The organism is Allotamlana fucoidanivorans (genome assembly GCF_006265225.1).
Classification (GTDB): domain Bacteria; phylum Bacteroidota; class Bacteroidia; order Flavobacteriales; family Flavobacteriaceae; genus Allotamlana; species Allotamlana fucoidanivorans.
In genome coordinates, this window is record NZ_VDCS01000008.1 from 130,897 (window position 1) to 150,782 (window position 19,886).

At 34.7% G+C, this 19,886-nt stretch carries 18 protein-coding genes; 5 read left to right on the top strand and 13 right to left on the bottom strand.

Annotated elements, in window-relative coordinates; all coding sequences use genetic code 11:
• Window positions 1–19: 19 nt before the first annotated feature.
• The 5 genes from aspS to FGF67_RS09530 form a co-directional block, all read right to left on the bottom strand.
• Entirely contained in the window at window positions 20–1,774 is a 1,755-nt protein-coding gene (gene aspS / locus FGF67_RS09510; protein WP_139697118.1) for an aspartate--tRNA ligase, read from the bottom strand.
• Window positions 1,775–1,897: 123 nt separating this feature from the next.
• On the bottom strand, window positions 1,898–5,389 hold the full coding sequence (locus FGF67_RS09515) for an efflux RND transporter permease subunit (protein ID WP_139697120.1): 3,492 nt from the start codon (window positions 5,387–5,389) through the stop codon (window positions 1,898–1,900).
• Window positions 5,390–5,406: 17 nt separating this feature from the next.
• Window positions 5,407–6,585 (bottom strand): efflux RND transporter periplasmic adaptor subunit, encoded by a 1,179-nt coding sequence (locus FGF67_RS09520; RefSeq protein ID WP_139697122.1) that lies wholly within the window; start codon window positions 6,583–6,585, stop codon window positions 5,407–5,409.
• A 25-nt stretch (window positions 6,586–6,610) separates the two neighbouring features.
• On the bottom strand, window positions 6,611–7,954 hold the full coding sequence (locus tag FGF67_RS09525; protein ID WP_139697124.1) for a TolC family protein: 1,344 nt from the start codon (window positions 7,952–7,954) through the stop codon (window positions 6,611–6,613).
• 2 nt (window positions 7,955–7,956) lie between these two features.
• Window positions 7,957–8,562 (bottom strand): TetR/AcrR family transcriptional regulator, encoded by a 606-nt coding sequence (locus FGF67_RS09530; RefSeq protein ID WP_139697126.1) that lies wholly within the window; start codon window positions 8,560–8,562, stop codon window positions 7,957–7,959.
• Window positions 8,563–8,688: 126 nt separating this feature from the next.
• On the opposite strand from FGF67_RS09530, the gene FGF67_RS09535 reads away from it, so the two are divergent.
• The 5 genes from FGF67_RS09535 to FGF67_RS09555 all read left to right on the top strand — a co-directional run bounded on the left by FGF67_RS09535 (window position 8,689) and on the right by FGF67_RS09555 (window position 12,601).
• The gene (locus tag FGF67_RS09535; protein ID WP_139697128.1) at window positions 8,689–9,663 is read left to right on the top strand and encodes a polyprenyl synthetase family protein; all 975 of its coding nucleotides are present in this window, start codon (window positions 8,689–8,691) and stop codon (window positions 9,661–9,663) included.
• Window positions 9,663–10,010 carry a hypothetical protein gene (locus tag FGF67_RS09540; protein WP_139697130.1) on the top strand — a complete coding sequence of 116 codons (348 nt, stop codon included), beginning with the start codon at window positions 9,663–9,665 and terminating at the stop codon, window positions 10,008–10,010. The genes FGF67_RS09535 and FGF67_RS09540 overlap by 1 nt, the downstream gene beginning before the upstream one ends.
• Before the next feature lie 72 nt (window positions 10,011–10,082).
• Window positions 10,083–10,517: an RrF2 family transcriptional regulator gene (locus FGF67_RS09545; protein WP_139697132.1), complete on the top strand. Its 435-nt coding sequence runs from the start codon at window positions 10,083–10,085 to the stop codon at window positions 10,515–10,517.
• Window positions 10,518–10,565: 48 nt separating this feature from the next.
• Window positions 10,566–11,297: an iron-sulfur cluster repair di-iron protein gene (gene ric, locus FGF67_RS09550; protein ID WP_139697134.1), complete on the top strand. Its 732-nt coding sequence runs from the start codon at window positions 10,566–10,568 to the stop codon at window positions 11,295–11,297.
• A 116-nt stretch (window positions 11,298–11,413) separates the two neighbouring features.
• Window positions 11,414–12,601: a hypothetical protein gene (locus FGF67_RS09555; protein ID WP_139697136.1), complete on the top strand. Its 1,188-nt coding sequence runs from the start codon at window positions 11,414–11,416 to the stop codon at window positions 12,599–12,601.
• On the opposite strand, the gene FGF67_RS09560 is transcribed toward FGF67_RS09555, so the two are convergent.
• The 8 genes from FGF67_RS09560 to FGF67_RS09595 all read right to left on the bottom strand — a co-directional run bounded on the left by FGF67_RS09560 (window position 12,584) and on the right by FGF67_RS09595 (window position 19,857).
• On the bottom strand, window positions 12,584–14,581 hold the full coding sequence (locus tag FGF67_RS09560) for a TonB-copper family protein (RefSeq protein WP_139697138.1): 1,998 nt from the start codon (window positions 14,579–14,581) through the stop codon (window positions 12,584–12,586). The two genes, FGF67_RS09555 and FGF67_RS09560, sit on opposite strands and share 18 nt — an antisense overlap.
• 81 nt (window positions 14,582–14,662) lie before the next feature.
• Window positions 14,663–15,511, bottom strand: a complete 849-nt coding sequence (locus FGF67_RS09565) for a hypothetical protein (RefSeq protein WP_139697140.1) — start codon at window positions 15,509–15,511, stop codon at window positions 14,663–14,665.
• Between the two features lie 111 nt (window positions 15,512–15,622).
• A complete protein-coding gene (locus FGF67_RS09570; protein WP_139697143.1) occupies window positions 15,623–16,009 on the bottom strand; it encodes a hypothetical protein in 387 nt (128 codons plus the stop codon).
• Between the two features lie 72 nt (window positions 16,010–16,081).
• Window positions 16,082–16,864: an ABC transporter permease gene (locus FGF67_RS09575; RefSeq protein WP_139697145.1), complete on the bottom strand. Its 783-nt coding sequence runs from the start codon at window positions 16,862–16,864 to the stop codon at window positions 16,082–16,084.
• Window positions 16,857–17,564, bottom strand: a complete 708-nt coding sequence (locus FGF67_RS09580) for an ABC transporter ATP-binding protein (RefSeq protein WP_139697147.1) — start codon at window positions 17,562–17,564, stop codon at window positions 16,857–16,859. The genes FGF67_RS09575 and FGF67_RS09580 overlap by 8 nt, the downstream gene beginning before the upstream one ends.
• The gene (locus FGF67_RS09585; RefSeq protein ID WP_139697149.1) at window positions 17,558–18,796 is read right to left on the bottom strand and encodes a nitrous oxide reductase family maturation protein NosD; all 1,239 of its coding nucleotides are present in this window, start codon (window positions 18,794–18,796) and stop codon (window positions 17,558–17,560) included. Before FGF67_RS09585 ends, FGF67_RS09580 begins: the two co-directional genes overlap by 7 nt.
• A gap of 4 nt (window positions 18,797–18,800) precedes the next feature.
• Window positions 18,801–19,238, bottom strand: coding sequence for a nitrous oxide reductase accessory protein NosL (locus tag FGF67_RS09590; RefSeq protein WP_139697151.1), 438 nt, complete (start codon window positions 19,236–19,238; stop codon window positions 18,801–18,803).
• Between the two features lie 25 nt (window positions 19,239–19,263).
• Entirely contained in the window at window positions 19,264–19,857 is a 594-nt protein-coding gene (locus tag FGF67_RS09595; RefSeq protein WP_139697153.1) for a hypothetical protein, read from the bottom strand.
• Between the last annotated feature and the right edge of the window lie 29 nt (window positions 19,858–19,886).

The window sequence follows — 19,886 nt, forward strand, 5'->3', positions numbered from 1 at the left end:
CGTGAAGCAGGATTTTATTTTATGATTTTAAATTTAGTTTTAAGCTCAATTCTTCAAGCTGTTCATCATCAATAGGAGCAGGAGCGTCAATCATAACATCACGCCCCGAATTATTTTTAGGGAAGGCAATGAAATCTCTAATAGTTTCCTGTCCTCCTAAAATAGCAACTAATCTATCTAGTCCGAATGCTAATCCACCATGTGGCGGCGCACCATATTGAAAAGCATCCATTAGAAAGCCAAACTGTGCTCTGGCTTCTTCTGGAGTGAATCCTAAATAATCGAACATGAGCGATTGTGTTTCCTTATCATGTATTCTTATAGAGCCACCACCAATTTCGTTACCATTTAATACCAAGTCATAAGCATTTGCTTTTACTGATCCTGGATCTGTTTTTAGTAATTCTATTTGTTCTGGTTTTGGTGAAGTAAAAGGATGATGCATGGCATGATAACGCTCGGTGTCTTCATCCCATTCTAACAGCGGAAAATCCATGACCCATAATGGTGCAAATTCATTAGGGTTACGTAAGCCTAAACGTTCTGCTAGTTCCATACGTAAGGCACTTAATTGTGCACGAACTTTATTGGTGTCGCCAGAAAGTACACAAATTAAGTCACCTGCTTTGGCACCAGTTACTTCAGCCCATTGAGCCAGATCTTCTTGGGTATAAAATTTGTCAACTGAAGATTTAAAGGTTCCATCTTCATTACATCTGCAATACACCATGCCCAATGCTCCAATTTGTGGACGCTTTACCCAAGAAATTAATTGGTCAATCTCTTTTCTTGAATAACTATTTCCGCCAGGAACGGCTATGCCAACCACAAGCTCAGAACTATTAAAAACACCAAAATCTTTATGCTGCGTTACGGCATTTAATTCGCCAAAGGTCATTCCAAACCTAATATCTGGTTTGTCGTTTCCATATAAACGCATGGCATCATCGTATTGTATTCTTGGAAATTTATCAACATCAACACCATTAATTTCTTTAAGTAAATGACGAGTTAATCCTTCAAAAGCATTAAGAATATCTTCTTGCTCAATAAAGGCCATTTCACAGTCTATTTGCGTAAACTCTGGCTGCCTATCGGCACGTAAATCTTCATCTCTAAAACACTTTACTATCTGAAAGTATTTATCCATACCACCTACCATAAGTAATTGCTTAAAGGTTTGTGGCGATTGCGGAAGGGCATAAAATTGGCCCTCGTTCATTCTTGAAGGTACTACAAAATCACGAGCACCTTCAGGAGTAGATTTGATTAAATAAGGCGTTTCAACTTCAATAAAGCCTTCATTTGATAAATAATTTCTAACCTCTTGCGTTACTTTGTGTCTAAAAATTAAACTGTTTTTTACAGGGTTTCTGCGGATATCTAAATAACGATATTTCATTCGGATATCTTCGCCACCATCTGTTTTATCTTCAATAGTAAATGGCGGTAATTTAGCTTCATTTAAAACCGTTAACTTAGATACTAAAATTTCAATTTCTCCAGTAGGTAAGTTAGGATTTTTTGAAGCACGCTCAATAACCTGTCCAGTCACTTGAATGACAAATTCCCGACCTAGATTTTGAGCTCTTTCAATAAGTTCTTTGGAACTGCGCTCTTCATCAAACACTAATTGTGTGATGCCGTATCGGTCTCTTAAATCAACCCAAACAATAAATCCTTTATCACGAGATTTTTGAACCCAGCCTGATAATATAACTTCTGTATTGATGTGAGCAGCTCTTAATTCGCCGCAGTTGTGACTCCTGTACATAGTTGTAAAATTGAGGTGCAAATTTAGTGAAGTTAAACGATTTAATTTATGAAAAAAGCCTCAATAATTATATTGAAGCTTTTTTACAGATAATCGAGTTAGTCACACAATTAATTATATGTATTAGGCTATGTTATCACTGTATTTGGCTACCCTATCTTTAAATAACCACATTTTGAATTTAGTGACCAAGTAAAATAAAATGGGAACAACAACCAGTGTTAAAAACGTAGCTACTAATAAACCGTAAATTACGGTCCATGCTAATGGTCCCCAGAAAATAACATTGTCCCCACCTACATAAATATGGGGGTTAAATTCGCTAAATAAGGTAAAAAAGTTAATGTTTAATCCTGTGGCCAATGGAATTAATCCTAAAATAGTAGTAATAGCCGTTAGAAGTACAGGGCGTAAACGAGCTTTACCGCCTTTTACAATGGCTTCTAAAAGCTCATTTTGATTGATGTATTGATCTTCATTTAAGTTGTGTTCTACCTTTTTTCTGTCAATAAGCAGTTGTGTGTAATCAAGAAGAACCACACCGTTATTTACTACAATTCCGGCAAGCGAAATAATACCCATCATGGTCATCATAATAACAAATGAACTCCCTGTGACTACAATACCGCCAAATACCCCAATTAAACTTAAGAATATAGCGAGCATAATGATGCCTGGTTTTGAGACTGAGTTAAATTGAAAGATTAATATGAGAAAGATTAGACCCAAACCAGCTATAAACGCTCCATTTAAGAAGTTTTGTTGTTTTTGCTGTTCTTCAATTTGACCTGTGTAATCAATTTTAACACCATCGGGCTTTTCGGTAAAACCCTGCATGTCTTTCTGAATTTCACTAACAATAGCGGCGGCATCAATAAACCCTGGTGCTAGAGCCGAATAGAGGGTTACCACACGCTTTACATCTTTATGTTTAATGGCACTGAACCCCGAACTATTATTTTGTTTTGAAACTGCAGACACAGGAATTTCCTTTATTTGCCCAGAGGCCATATCTCTAAAGGTTATTTTTTGGTTGAAAATAGCACTGGTATTATACCTGTTTTCTTCATTAAACCTTACATAAATATCATAGTCTTCGCCATCTTCTTTGTAAATACCGGCCTTAGCTCCAAAAATGGCATTTCTTAACTGCTGTCCCACCTGACCAGATGTAATACCCAATTCTCCTGCTTTTTTTCTATCAACAAGCACTTGCATGGAGGGTTTTGATTTATTGACATCAATTTTTAACTCATCAATACCTTGAATGTTTTGAGCATTGATAAAGGCGCGCATTTTCTCAGCAGTAGCAATAAGCTCGGAATAATCTTCACCTTCCAATTCAATATTAATAGGGTATCCTGCTGGAGGACCAACGGCATCTTTTTCAACAGAAATAGCAACACCTGGATAGACGTCTTTAAGGGCTTCCTGAACTTTTTTGAGTAATTCCTGACTATCAGCTCCACGTCTAAATTTAAACTCCCTCATAGTAGCGGTAATCTTGCCTCGATGTGGCATCTCAGCAGCCGATCCGCCATCTGTTTGCGGATTTCCTGCACCTTCACCCACTTGAGAAACCGCACTTTCAGTAAGGAAATTATAATCACCATCCATATATTGAGGGTCATTTATAATTGCATACACCCGCTTTTCAATATCTTTTGTGATGGCATTGGTTTTGTTAATTTCAGTACCTTCAGGGTATTCAATGTAAACTATGATTTGATTGGGCGTGTTATCTGGAAAGAATTCCACTTTTGTTCTTTGAGTGCCAACAGAAGCACCAAAACCCATAAATGCAATAAAAAGTAAGACAATTGTGCTTATGGTTATTGCAACAGGTTTTCTGCCACTTAAAGCAAAACGCAAAGTTTTTTCATACGCGCGTTCCCAATTTGGGAGTATGTTGTTTTGAAATCCGTTAGCCCATTTTCTTAGAAAAAGTCTGTAAATCCATAATAGTATAACAGTAACTATCATTAATGTACCTAGACCTCTATACGCACCACCAAATATTAAAATTAATAAGCCAATACTACCAACAATTATGGAGATTCTAATAATGGACTTTAAGGGCATATTCTTATCTTCAACAGTCATAAATTGAGAGACTAATACTGAATTGAAAAATATGGCAACAAATAAGGATGAGCCAAGCACAACAGAAAGCGTGATTGGGAAGTAAATCATGAATTGCCCCATAACCCCAGGCCATAACCCAAGCGGAATAAATGCAGCCACTGTGGTAGCTGTTGAAATGATAATAGGAAACGCAATTTCTCCAATTCCTTTTTTGGCCGCTTCAATGCGGCTCATGCCTTCTTCAGACATGAGTCTGTAAACATTTTCAACCACTACAATGCCGTTATCTACCAACATACCTAATCCCATGATTAATCCGAAGAGAATCATAGTATTCATAGTATATCCTAAGTTGTTGAGAATCATTAGTGACATGAACATAGACATAGGAATGGCAAACCCAACAAACAGGGCGTTTTTAAACCCAAGGAAGAACATTAAAACAGTGACTACCAAAATAATACCAAAAATAATATTGTTGATTAAATCGTCAACCTGGCCAATGGTTTTTGAGGATTGATCATTGGCTATTGTTACTTTTAAATCTGGAGGGAATACATTATCAATGGCATCTTTTACTATAGTTTGAATTTGTTCAGCCGCAGCCACCATGTTTTTACCTGCTCGTTTTTTTACGTCGAGCATCACAACAGGGTCTCCAAACTCTCTTGCAAAGGTGGTTTTGTCTTCATCTTTAAAGGTGATTTTGGCAATGTTTTTAAGGTAAATGGGGTTGTTACGCTCAGACTTCACTACAAAATTTTCAAGTTCTTCAGGGTTTTGAATTTCACCTAAAATTCTGATTGTTCTGCGCTGACCGCTGGTAATTAAGTTACCTGCAGACATGGTCATATTTTCTCTGCTAATGGTATTTATAACATCATCAAAACTTACTTGAGCAGCCATCATTTTGTAAATATCAACAGCCACTTCAACCTCCTTTTCTTGGGCGCCTCGTATGTCTACTTGTTTAATCTCTTGAAGGCCTTCAATTTCATCTTCCAAATACTCCCCGTATTCTTTTAACTTATCTACAGGGTAGTCTCCAGAGATGTTAATGTTTAAAATGGGGATTTCTTCAGACATGCTAAGATCAAAAACGTTAGGTTCTACTTTGGCACCGTTAAATGTGGGCCAATCTTCGCCAGCTGTTTCAGAATCTACTTCGTCTTTCACCTTTTGTTTAGCGGCTTCAACCGAAATATTTTCATCAAATTCAACAATAACGATTGAATAGTCTTCTTGAGACGTTGAGGTAATCTCTACAACGTTGCTTACCGTTTTTAACTTATCTTCAATAGGATCTGTGATGAGTTTTTCAATATCTTCCGCAGTATTTCCAGGGTATATGGAACTTATATATATTTTAGTCTCTTTAATTTCAGGGAAGTTTTCACGAGGCATACTAAAGTAAGCGCCCGCGCCAAGAATAAGTATCAAGGCAATTAAAACATACATGGTTGTTTTATTGTTAATTGCCCATGATGATAGACCAAATTCTTTGTTTACTTTTTTCTGTTTATCAGTCATTTGCTTAGTCTTTGGAATTAATTTGAAGCTTCAATCTCAAGAATTTTAACCTCTTGCCCATCTTTCACGCTTCGGGCACCTTCATCAATGATTTCATCGCCATTTTCAACACCAGAAAGCACTTCAATCACGTCACCTTGTGTTCTACCAGTTTCAATGAAAGTACGTTTCACACTAGCTTTGTTTCCCGATTTATTCACAGTTGTGTAAACATATTGCTGTCCTTGAGCGTTTTCTGAAATAATACTTTGCGGAATTAAAATAGCTTTTGGATTTGTATAATCATTTATACTTAGTTTGGCTGTCAAGTTTGGCTTAATCGATTTATCTTCATTAGGAACAGCAACTTCTACTTTAAAGGTTCTGTTGGCTGGATTGATATAGTTTCCGGCTTGACGCACTTTGGTGTCTACCTCTTTATTAAGAATAGGGAAGTTTACCTTCACGGCTTTACCAGGAATGATATGAGATACATAACGTTCCGGAACATCTGTTTCTATGTACATGTGTTCTAGGTTTACAATTCTAAATAATTGAGATTGACCTGGAGCCACTACACTACCTTGTTCTGTAATCACATCATCAATAGTGCCTGAAAACGGAGCTCTTACTTCAGTTTTGGCAATTTGTTGCTTCAATTGGTCTCTGGCTTGAATTTGTGCTTCATAAGAAGCTTTTGCTTGTAAATATTGAATTTCACTGCCAATTTTTTGTTTCCACAAGCGGTCTTGACGCTCAAAAGTAGTTTCAGCTAAATTTGCTTGAATTTCTAACTGTGATAGTTGTTGACTCAAGCCGCCATCATCAATTTTAGCGAGAAGTTGGCCTTTAGTTACGTTTTGGCCTTCTTTTACATATACTTTGGTTAAAACCCCCGAAAATTCAGGGTAAATAACAATATTTTGTTTGGTGTTAACGCTGCCTTGCAATTCAACAAAGTGATTAAAAATGGTTTCATGAACTTTAATAGTGGTGATTAAAGGCACTTTAGATTGCGGACTTAATTTTTTTATTGCCGCTTCAAGCGCTTTAAGTTGGGCAGAAATATCTTGAGCCTCTAGGTCTAGTTCAGATTTCTTTTTTCTGATAGATTCCAGATTCTGTGATGCAATAATATCTTCAACTGAGTGTTTGCTGCCAGACCCACAGGACAATAATATAGCCGAAACGAAAAGTAAGGTATATAGGTTTCTCATTTTGTTTATGTTTTGAATGGATAATTTATTGGTTGACGGTGTTTAATAAGGTTTCAAGCTCTGCTTTTCTGGTGATAACATCTAGCATAGCCTTTAGAAAATCTTGTTGCGCGGTGTATAGTTGAATTTGTGCCTGTCTTAAATCAAAACTAGATGCAATGCCTTCAAAAAATTTAGTTTCGTTTTTGGCTTCTATACGTTTTGCTAAATCCAGATTTTCTTTTTTGTTTGAATAATCTTCCAGAGCAAATTGATAGGCGCTTCTAGCTGTTGCCACGTCAAGCTTTATACGTTGTTCGGTTTCCATAAGGTCATCTATGGATTTTTCTAAATTAATTTTAGCGCGCTGTGTTGATGCTCCACGCATCCCCGAACTAAAAATAGGAATGCTTAGGTTTACACCAAATAGGGATGAACCAAACCAAATTTGATCACGGTTGGTAAACGTAAATGTATTGCTGTTTCCTGTATATCCGCCATTAAGAAAAGCACTTAAAGCAGGTAGAGCTTTGCTTTGTTCTAGCTTTACCAAAAGTTCTTTTGATTCTTTATTATTTTCAGCAATTTGGTAGTCTATTGTGTTTTCAACAGAATATGGATCATTGATTAAATGCAAGTCTACATTTTGAGCTGTTAATGTTTCTAAATTATCAGTTAGAATTATAGGATGATCAATATCTAAACCTAAGGTCATATTAAGCATTTGATACGATACTTTCTTAAGTCTGGTATAATTATTTAATGCGCTTTCAATATCAGATAGGGTAATTTTTAGTTGTTCAACACTTTCTTCTTCTTCTAAACCATTTTCATAAATTTTGGTAAGCTCGTCTAGATTCTTTCTTAGTGTATTTCTGTTTTCAATTAGAATTTTTTCACCTTCTTCGGTTACCAAAGTATTTCCGTAGGCATTTATGATAGCCTTTCTAACTTCTAGGTCAGTTTTTATGGCAGCATTTTTTGAAATTTCTAAGAATACCTTAGTAGATTGCAAGCCTACAATATAGGTGCCATCAAATATTTTTTGTGTTACAGTGGCTGAGGCGTTAAGGTTTTGTTTGGTACCAAAGGTAATAGGAACAAAAGTGCCTGGTTCTCCGCCAGCAATTTCTCCTGGAAGTAAACTAACGGGCTGCTTAATAAAATTTTGGTACTCAATATTCGCATTCAACTGAGGTAAACCAATAGCAATGGTTTCCCATTTTTGTTTGTAAGCCGCTTCTATATCGCGCTTGGCATTTTTTGCATTTCTGTTATTCTCTAAGGCAAAATCTATAGCCTGATTTAAAGAAAAGGTTTGAGGCGCTTCTTGCGAATAACCAGAGATGACAAATACTAAACTAAAAAATACAATTAGTTTCTTTTTCATTGTTATGATTGATTTTTTGTAATAAACATATTTAATAATTCAAGTCCTTGAGGAGTCACAATGGCTCTTAAATGATATTCTAAATAACTCTCAATTAGGTATTCCATGGAGAAAATGGTCTGCGGAAAAAAAGTTTCGTCTTTTATGCCGGTCATACCATTAAAATAGATGCGTGATATGAAATTTACATCTAAATTTGATCGGAATAAACCCGTATCAACCCCCTTTTGAAGACTCTTTGTTACACAATCATGCATTTTTTCAAACTGTTTTATGTGCAGTTTTCTAAAAATATCAGGGTAGTATTTTTTAAGTTGGTATTGCGGCGAGGTTTTTTCGTTTTTTAGGTACTTTAAAACAAATAGTTTAATATCGTAAAGTTCTTCAATAGGATTGGTAGAGTTATTGCAAATACAATCAATACCATCACAAATAGTTTCAAAAACCTCAAAGGTCACGGCCTCAACAAGCTTGGTTTTGTTTTTAAAGTGTACGTATATCGTTTTCTTTGATATGCCTAATTCATTGGCAATATCGTCCATAGTAACACTTTTAAAACCAAGTGTTAAGAACAGTTCTGCCGATTTGTTTATTATTTTATGTCTCATATAGTGACGGCAAAAGTACATTAGGAAACTTTAAAAACCAAAATAGTTTCCGTAGTATTAATGATTTCTTAACATTAAATTGATGCAGGTGCTTTTTAATATGAGGAATTGCATTATTTTTGTTTGATGCATTCAGTAGAACACTACCAACAGGAATTTATCGATTATTTAAAGCGGTATGCCACCGTAAAGGAGCCGCATAATCTGTATGAGCCCATTGTTTATATACTTGGTTTAGGCGGCAAAAGACTCAGACCAGTGCTTACCTTAATGGCTGCTGATATTTTTGGCGGTTCTTATAAAGAAGCTATGAATGCAGCCTTAAGTGTAGAGGTGTTTCATAACTTTTCATTGGTTCATGATGATATTATGGATGATGCACCGTTGCGCCGCGGGCACACTACGGTTCATGAAAAATGGGATGTTAATACAGGTATTCTGTCTGGCGACGCAATGTTGATTATGGCGTATCAACTTTTTGAATATTATCATGCTGAAACGTTTCAGGCTTTGGCTAAATTGTTTAGTGTAACAGCCTTGCAAGTATGTGAAGGCCAACAATATGATGTTGATTTTGAAACAAGAACAGATGTAACGGTAGAGGCGTATTTAAAAATGATAGAATATAAAACAGCCGTTTTGGTAGCAGCAGCGTTAAAAATGGGTGCTATAGTAGCCAAAGCTTCAACCGCAGATCAAGAAGGTATTTATGATTATGGTAGAAATTTGGGGATTGCATTTCAATTACAAGATGATTATTTAGATGCTTTTGGTGATCCTAAAACCTTTGGAAAACAAGTAGGAGGTGATATTATAGAAAATAAAAAAACTTATTTATTTATAAAAGCTCTAGAATTTTCAAATGCAAGTGATAAAGCTGAATTAGCCCAATTATTTTCAACCAATCCTGAGGATGTTCAGGCTAAAATTCAAAAAGCTAAGCATTATTTTGTGGAATCAGGAGCTGCTAAAGCAACTAAAGCGGCCATTCAAAAGTATACAAATAAAGCTTTTTCGGTTTTAGAAACGCTTGATATTTCTAATGATAAGAAAGAGCTGCTAAAAGCGTTTGGCAATAGCCTAATGAATAGAACGGTGTAATGAAATTACCAATAACATTTGAGGGCTTAATAAAAGAAGCTAATCAATTACAATTATACCAAAAGCTCATCTTTCAACTCAACAAAGATTTTCAGTTGGCTAATATAGATGTTAGCTTTCATGAAGATATTTTGCCTGAAAGCTTAAGAGTAATACTCCAAGAAACGGTATTCAATTTAATTCAGAACAAATTTATGGAGTATTTGAATCTGCTATATATTATTGATGTTTCTGAAGATGACATTAAACGACTTGAAGAAGCTGATATACTTAGGCTTTCAGAAGCTGTATCTTTCTTAATTTTAAGACGAGAATGGCAAAAAGTATGGTTTAAGAATTATTATTAAGCTTTAATTAAGATAAATTAGTCTTAATTAATAAATTATTTATAACTTTGCACAGAATAAGGAAAGAGATATATGTTTTCAAAGGCTTGTGAGTATGGTATAAAAGCAGCTATTTTTATAGCAACTAAATCCTATGAAGGAGAGTTGGTAAGCCCAAAGGAAATTTCACAAGAAATTGATTCGCCTCAAGCGTTTACAGCTAAGATATTACAAGCGTTGGTGAGGCATGGTGTGGTTAATTCTATTAAGGGGGCCTATGGCGGTTTTCAAATTGATAAAAATAGAATTGCAACCGTGAAATTATCTCAAATAGTAAATGCCATTGATGGTGATGGTATTTATAATGGATGTGGCTTAGGCTTGCATAAGTGTGATGAAGAGCATCCTTGCCCAGTTCATGACAAATTTAAAACAATACGCACTGAGTTAAGAGAGATGCTAGAACACACTAGTTTAGAAGAGTTAGCGCTTGATATAAAATCGGGGGTGTCATTTTTAAAGACGTAAAAAAATTTAAAACAAAAGAGGACAAAAATATCCTAAATAAACGTAAATATGGAAGTAATAAGTAATAATGCACAAAAACAAATTGGACAATTTGTAGCAGATGATTTTAGAACAGCAGCAGTATTTGTAAATTATGGTATTGATTTTTGCTGTAGAGGTCACAGAACAGTTGAAGAAGTGTGCCAAAAAAATGGTATTGATACCAATGAGTTATTAGATAAACTGGATGCCGTATTAAGTTCAAAAGCAGATCAGTCTATTGATTATAAATCATGGCCTATAGATCTATTGATAGATTACATTGAGAAAAAACACCATAGGTATGTTGAAGCTAAAATTCCTGTGTTAAAGCAGTTTTTAGATAAACTTTGTCGTGTTCATGGCGAGCGTCATCCAGAATTATTTAAAATTAATGAGTTGTTTACGGCTTCAGCAGGTGAATTGGCTGCTCATATGAAAAAGGAAGAGTTGATACTTTTCCCATTTGTTAAAAAAATGGTTGATGCTACCATGAGTCAAAATGCTATTGAAGCGCCTCATTTTGGAACGGTTGAAAACCCTATAGAAATGATGAAGCATGAGCATGATAATGAAGGTGTTCGGTTTAGAGAGATAGCTGAATTAACAAATAACTACAATCCACCTGCAGATGCCTGTAACACCTTTAGAGTAACCTATGCTATGTTGGAAGAGTTTGAGCAAGATTTACATTTACACATTCATTTAGAGAATAATATTTTGTTTCCTAATGCGGTTAAGCTAGAAAAACAGTTTAGCTAACAAAAATAAAAGTTGCATCTGCATGAATGCCTACTTCGTTTAAAGCCAGAAAGTTTTATCTTTCTGGTTTTTTATTTAAAACTGTAAATTTTAAGAATATCATTGTAATACAATAAATGAAGCAAAAATATTTTGTTGCTATTTGCTTGTTTAACTTTTTTGTAGCTGCCCTAATGGGGTTACTGCTTAGGTATACCTATTTGGGTGATATTCATTTTAATTATCGTTTTCTAACCCATGCGCACTCACATGTAGCTATGTTAGGATGGGTGTATTTGTTGCTTTATAGTCTTTTTGTTCATCATTTTATTCCCGAAAAACGACCAGTTTACTACAGACTTTTTTGGTTGACGCAATTAGCGGTTATGGGTATGATGTTAAGTTTTCCTTTTCAAGGTTACGCCAGCATATCTATAGCATTTTCAACACTTCACATATTTTGTAGTTACTATTTTTCATATTTATTTTTTAAGAATGCCCAGTTTGGATCTGTAATTACTAAATACTTAACTAGAACATCCTTGGTATTTATGCTTATATCAACTATTGGAGTCTGGTGCTTAGGGCCTGCGGTTACTATGTTGGGTAATAGGTCTGCATTTTATCAAATAGCGATACAGTTTTTTCTGCATTTTCAGTTTAATGGATGGTTTATCATTGCTGTTTTGACCGTTTTGTTTCATGTGTTAGAAGTTCAAGATGTGAAATTATTTAGACCTTTTTTGGGGCTACTTGTGCTTTCAACTATTTTAAGCTTAGCATTGCCCGTGCACTGGTTTTTGCCTCATCCATTCCTTATAAAAGCTAATATAGTTGCTGTTTTGTTACAACTCATTATGTTGTTTTTGTTTTTAAAAATCATCAAACCTTATCAAAAAGCGCTATTAGCATCCAACTCCAAAACGGCACTTTACGTGTTTGGGTTTTCGGTGTTTTGTTTTCTGATAAAAATAGGGATGCAGTTAACAGTGTTGAGTCCAAAATTTGCAGAGGAGGTGTTCCAGCATAGAAATTTTGTTATTGGATTTATTCATTTAACCATGCTTGGCGTTATTTCAGGGTTTTTGTTGTTTTTTATTATTAAAAATCAATGGGTAGCTAGCACAGCATTGTTAAAAGGCGGTGTTTTATCTTTTGTATTAGGATTTGTGTTAACAGAGATAATTTTGCTCATTCAGGGGTATAAATATTTTACAGGAACAGGCATTATGGAAAACTACTATGTAGCATTGTTTCTATTCAGTATGTTAATCCCGATTGGTGTTTTGGTGTTTTTAATTCAAGTGTTAAGGAATAATCACTGACATATTTACATAAAAATTACGACCTTGCCTCGGAATATTATTCCAATCAGCAAACGTTGAGTAATGCGTATCTAAAATATTTTCTATCCCGTATTTGAACACTATTTTGTTGTGTTTTACATATAGTATATTACCAAAGTTTAGGTGTAATACAGCGTAAGCTGGTGTTTCGTTTTCCCCGTAAAATGGACTGTATTTGCTTTGATTGCCATTACCCTCAAGTTGAATGGCTCCGTTAAACTTAGGGGTACCATAGTTAACTTCGGCTAAATATGAAAGAGGCTTTATTAAAGGTAAATTATTGTGGTTGCTTCCGCGTCCGTAATTATATCCTATGGTGCTGTTAAACGAAAAAGCCTTAGATATAGAAATATGAGCGTTGAGGTACACATTAAAAATAGATGCATGGTTTAATGCTTGGTACACCCTAACGCCATTAGCGCCTATGGTCATTGGGCTAATATCTGGATCAATTTCACCAATAATATAGTCTGAAATGTGAAAGAAAGAGGATTCAAGCCCTAGCTTTATAGTTTTAAATTGGTATCCAGATTTAATATTAACTTCAATAGCTTTTTCGTTTTTTAAGTGCGGATTTCCTATGTAATCATATTTGTCAAAACTATTAAATAGAAAGAAACCATAACCTTCACTAACAGACGGGGCACGTTCACCATAACCTAACCCCAACGTTGTATTAAACTGATTTTTTTGAAAGGTGTAATCGGTTGATATACTCGTTAAAAATCGGGTTTGTGTGTCTTCCATATCTGGGTAAAAAATTTGAAGACTATGGAGTCCAACATCATTGGCTACTTTGTTAAGGTGATATCCTAATCTTGTATGGAAAGAAAGACTTTCAAAAGTGTTTAATTGCCAGTGATCTTTAGCGTATAACCCCGAGTAAAATGTTCTTACATCTGGCCAAGTGTACATAAACATGTCGGGTTCGTTGGGGCTATTTGAAAACATGGTCATTTCTGCTAGTGACCGATTGTGATAGCCGTTAAGATTCATTAAAAAATGATGCTTGTTGGCATTAATTTTCATTTTACTATAAAACCCATAAGTGTCACTCCAGCCAGGCATATCCATTCGTATGGGGACATCTGGGCGGTTGCTGTCATCCATGATGTGTGTAATAGAGTTGAAGTAAAATTTGGTTTCTAAAGATTTTATAAAGGTAGATTGGTTTTTGTAGTGATATGAAGCAGATGCAATAAAAGCTTCGGCTAATGATACATCCATAGGAAGCGCAGGATAGCCCACGTCAGTTGCCTTGTCATAAATGACATTGGTTTCAATTGCCTGCTGATTTGTGAGTTTGTAGCCGCCCTTAAATGAGAGGTTGTATTTTTTAAATTGAGAATAGGCTACTTCCTCATTACCACCAGCTTTATAATTATCAGATGTTCTATAAATACCATCAGTAGTGAGGTAAAGTTTGTCTCCAGAATATTCAAAATCAAGCCCCGCCATTTTATAGTTTCCGTTGGTTTCATACCCCAAATCTGCACTCGTTTTTAGTCCACTTTCATTAAAATGGGATGATGCTATTTGTAAATCTATACCACCACCAACACAATGACCATTTTCAGTACCTTCTTGCCCAGAATTAACAGTGACTTGTTCTAGGTTTGATACATCTACATATGAGGTAATAGGATCCATTTTGTCTGTACAGGCACCAAATATTTGCATACCATCTATCGTCACATTGAGTCGGTCACTAATCATATTATTTATAGCAGGTTCCCAAGCATAGTTTCCTCGTTTTATCATGGTCACTCGGTTAGATTTTTCAAGATAAGTATCAACACTTGAAAGTGTTTTTTCTTGTCTGTAGTTACTGAGCTTGCGTTCAGCTACCACAATGATTTTTTCAAGTTCGGTGGTGTCTCTTTTAGTAACTACATTGTTTTGAGCAAACAGGGTATGTCCAAAAAGTACACTGGCAACTACAATTATGAGGTGTTTCATAATTAATTAGATAGAATTTTTGTTTGCATGAAGTTGCTTATTTCAATCAAGCAACTTCATGATATGTAATAAGTATGTGCGTTAAAATTCCAACTCTAAATACAGTGAACTTTTTTCGTTGCTTTCAGTCACATCTTCGCCTTTTAAAACCGTGTCAGAGGTATTTAAAAGTTTAAGATTAAGAACCCAATAGCCTGTCATGGTTAATGATAAATCACCATGATACATCGTATCTGAGCTGTTAAAGCTTAAATCGGTATTATTTGGTGAGCTATGATTGCCCATTCCTGGCATTCTCGGATCTAACATAATTGTATAATTTTCAACCACAGGGAAAGACATCATACTCTCCATTTTATAAAGTCCTACGGTGATATCATTGATTCCAATACTAGGGTCAAGAGGCTCTATAAGTGCAATAATATATCGTGTGTCATCACTGCCCATAAAACTGGTTACGTTTTGTTTGGCAGACTGCATAACATTAATCGTTTCAGTGGCGCTGTACTCCATACCATTAATGCTGTAGTTAAGTGTAAGTGACCAGCCAGAACCATCGGTGTTTGTCATTTGATAAACAACGGAACCTGTATATAACGTTTTTTTGTTTGAAACTTTTGAAATCGTAGAGTGGGGTGATGAATGCAGCATGCTTGGCATTTGCATCATAGGTGTCCAAGCTATATTAGCATTTTCAAAATAACTTTGCTCAGTATTGTTTTTAATTCGGATAAAGACCTCATTGTAACCAGTTTTAAATACACCAGATTTACTGTATAATTCTATGGTGTGCTCGTTGGTTGTGATATCCTGAATTTTTTTCAATTCTGCAATTTCATCAATGGTTTGTGGGGTATCGTCGTCATCTGTTGAACAGGACATAGATAATATGACGATACAAATAATTGGCAATATATATTTTAGTTTCATTTTTATTTTTTTAAAAAAGGTATAGGTATATAGCTTAGTTATGTCGTTCTAAAAAAGAAGACATAAAGCGTCTGAAGCCGAAGTAGTGGCTTCTATGAGTTTTAATAAAAATTAACTAAAATTTGGTGGCGGTGTTTCTACCTTTAAAAAGGCTTTTGTGATGCGGATAGATGTATATAATTGGGGTTTTTTAGGGGTCAAAGTTGTATTAAAAACGTTTTTAAAAACATTGTGGTAAGACACTACATAAAACGTATCTAAAGCAGTACGTTTATTGTTTTGAGCTGGTGCTTCACTATTTGTGTCTGCATTATTTTTTACCAATTGTTTTTTAAGGTGACATTTACCATTACAACCTTTTTGATCTTCTTTTTGAACACATAAGGTTTTAGCGATAAAATCTTGATTAATTATAAAACCACCAACAATAGCTAAGGTGTTTATATTGTTGGCCAACAATATAAACACAAGGCACAATGCTGTTGTTTTATGAATCAAGGTTTTAATCACGCCGCGAAGTTAAATGATATGTTACATAAAATGAAGTTTTTTAGTAGTATAGTTTTTAGTTTAAAAATCTTTCTTTTTCGACTTGGTTACTATTCTTAAAATGGGTAATATAATCCAAATTACTAAAGTCGTGAAAGAAATAATCAGACCAAAGTTCGTCCCAAAAAATTTTTTAAAAATGGCCCCAGTGTACCCCAACAGGGCAGAGATATCTAATTTTAATAGAATCAATGTTCTTGACAAGTCAATGGGATTTAGCATGGTACCTACTAAAGATAATTTGTCTAAAGGATAGTCTTCAAAGAGAATAAGCGACATTAAAAAAAGACCATCGTAAATAATAGCTAAAAACAGCCATAATAAAATGGCAAACCCGAACCCTTTTATTTTATTTTCGTAAGATAAAGCAATGTTAAAGGCCAAGGCAGTAAAAATAAAAGTTAAAAAAGTACCTGTTATAAGCAACAGTGAAAAATCCCATATGGCAGAAGATTTAAATAAACCATAGAAAATAAATGGAATACCAAGCCCCAAAATTAAACTCATAGATAAAGAAATAGCTACCCCAAAATACTGTCCTAAAAAAATAGAGGATCGTTTGAGTGGTTGAGCAAGTAAAAGTTCGGTAAATTCTTTGGAATTATAATAGTACATCACACCAAAAATAGTTCCTATTAAAGGCACCAAAACAATAATCACATTCATCAAGGTAATCACTGCTTTTGATAAGTTGTTATTTAGAAACAATAGCACCATTCCAAGGAGCAGGTAAAATGCAAAATATACATAGCTCCAACGGCTACGCATTAAATCATAAAAACTATATTTTAATATTTTAAGCATGGTTTTCTTGTAAAATGGAGGCTATGGCATGTTCAAAATCAGGTTGATTCGTTTTTGTTTTTAAATCGCTAATACTGCCTTTAAAATAAATTTGTCCTTCTAATAGAAATACAATCTCATCTGAAACTTCTTCTACAAAACTCATAATATGCGAGGTAATTAAAATGGTTTTTCCTTTTTGCTTTTCTATTTGAATTAAATCTTTCAATCTTATCAAAGCAATAGGGTCTAAACCCGTGGTGGGTTCATCTAAAATCACTAAGGGGCTGTTAAACATAAAGGTTAGCACAAGGTTTACTTTTTGTTTGGTGCCACCGGAAAGGTTGCCCAGTTTTTTATCTAAAAAAGGGGTTAATTTGAAGCGTTCAATTAAAGCTTTGTCAAGCTCGGTTTTGCCTCGCAAATCTTTAATCATTTTAATAAGTTCTTTAACTTTTAAGTTGTTTGGAAAATTGGCTATCTGTGGTAAATAATCAATTTGATGTCTGTATTTTGACTGATGTTTCGTGCTTTCACCAAATACAGCGATAGAGCCTTTATTAGGAATAACCATCCCTAAAATAGATTTTATCAGGGTTGTTTTACCAGATCCATTGGGGCCAAGAATTGCGAAAATTCCCCCATTACCAATTGTTAAATCCAGACCTTTTAAAACGGTGTTTTTTCCGAAGGATTTATGTAAGTTTTGAATGGTTACCATACTATTTGTTTGGTTAATGGGTTATTGTCTAGTAAATTATTAGGTGTAAAAACAGGAGATACTTTTTCAGAAAAATCTATGACATCAATAAACAGGCTACGTAGTAAAATGATGGTTTCTGGTGTTCTGTTTACAATGTACGAAAACAGTTTTACTGGCCTGTATGGTACATCGCCAATGCCATCTTTATTTAAATCGTAGCCTGTGTAATTACTCCAATAGTTTTTGTCGAACGTATTATCATTAACCTTGCTGTTGTAAGATATATCAAAAGAATTGTACAGAAAGTTGTTTTCTATAAAGTGATTGCCGTAACAAGCACCACGCACCTTAATGGCCCAGCCATTACTTTCAAAATTGTTATGTAAGTAGTTTATTCTATTTGACCCTTCAATATTAATTCCAATAGTATTTTCTTTAAAAGTGTTACCCTTTATTTCAGCATCATTAATTTCTTTTAAAAGCATGCCGTAAGAGGCGGTGCCCCAGTTTTCCTGAAAGGTATTGTTTAGCATTTTTATTTTTTTTGAAAACATAACAGCTACGCCAGCACCATTGTTTTCAAAAGTATTATCTTGATACACATCGTTATTTGAAAACATAAAGTGTAGGCCATATCTTAAATTTTCAGTGCTAACATTGTTTTTTATGAGGCAGTCATTAGAAAATTCTAAGTAAATACCATCCCGAACATGTTCTACGTGATTATTTTCAATTTCAATATGATTACTGTACCAAAGTTGAATACCATTTCCAGAATTGTATTCTTCAACGGCATTACCAATAATCTTGTTGTGATATACACGCCCGTAATTTGATTTTTCAAGATAAATTCCGAAAAATAATTTTTCAAGTACGAGATTTTGAATTATGAAATGGTTGCTGCGTTTTACTCTTATGGCAGCATAGTCTTCCGTATAACTGGTGCCCACATTGATGATGAATAGGCCATCAACAGTAACACTGTCGGCTATTATGGTAATAACTTCTCCTTTAAGTTCCCCATCAATAAGAGGGTAGTCTTTACCCAGAATAGTAAGGGGTTTGTCTATAGATATATTATGTTCTTTATAGGTCCCTTTTTTTAGAATAATGGTATCAAAATCTTTAGCTTGCAAAATGGCTTGTTGCAACGAAGAAATAGGGCAGGTTTCACAAACCTCAATGTTTTGAGCATAATTAGCAAAGGTCATAATGCATATGACAAATAAAAAAAGAAATATTCTTGTCATTAACTTAGTTGCTAAAGTGTTTTAGTAAGGTGTCCCAAGAATAGGTTTCGCCTCCTTTTTCTAGTTGTAATTTTTCAGCATCAGCTTGCGTTTTAAACGCAGACAAAAAAGCACCCATGGGGCTAGGAATGTTTTTACTGATTAAAAAGGTAGCTTTTGTGGCATCAATCAGTGCTTCGGGTTCTAAGTAATCATTGGATAAGTATAGTTGAATTGCAGCAGTGTCAAACTCATCCATGAAATTAATCATGCATTCTGTAGCGTCAAATTTATAGACTTTTCCTTTTTTAGTCACTATCTCTGCGGCATGTACTTTATCAACAATAGTCATTTTACAAAAATGACACCCATCGGTTCCATAGGCTATAGGCTGAGGTGCAACCTGACACCCAAAGTATAAGGGCAGTATGAGTATTGTTAAGGTCTTTTTTAGTGTTTTCATTTTTTTAGTGTTTTAGTTTCTCAAATCAAGCCGTAGAGTTTTTGGCTTTTTTGCCAATAAGGTGCGCTACAAACGAAAAAGCGATGCCTAATCCTAAAAATAAAGCACCTAGTTGTGGGTAAGAGTGTGCTCTAAAATTTAAAATATCTTTGCTTCCAAAAAGAGGTGGTTGAAACCCCATGACTGAACCGTCTGGGTTTGTAAATTTCATGATGGCTTTTGGGTCAAGGTCATGACCGTAATCATGTTCCCATAAATAGAAGTCATATAGCCCAGCAGAACACATGATAATCATTAAAATAAACCATCCTAAAAACCATTTGTAATTTCCTTTAAAAGCAATCAATAGACCTATTACCGTAGAAGCAATAATGGCAATTGGGAAAATTTTGAATTCAGGAATGGCCTCAGGTATATATTTCATACCTACGTAGTGATTCATGAGATTAATGTTTTTAATGTCATGCGGATGAACGTCTGAAAAATCATTGATATGGATGTACATGCCTAAAGGTGTTGGGTATTGAGGCGCTTCAAGCGTTATTTTCCAAAGCGGGAAAAGAAATAGCCCTAAGGGTAATATGGATGCTACTAGCATTACTATGTTTGACCTTTTCATATGTTCTAGAAGTCTTATTTTTAAAGTAT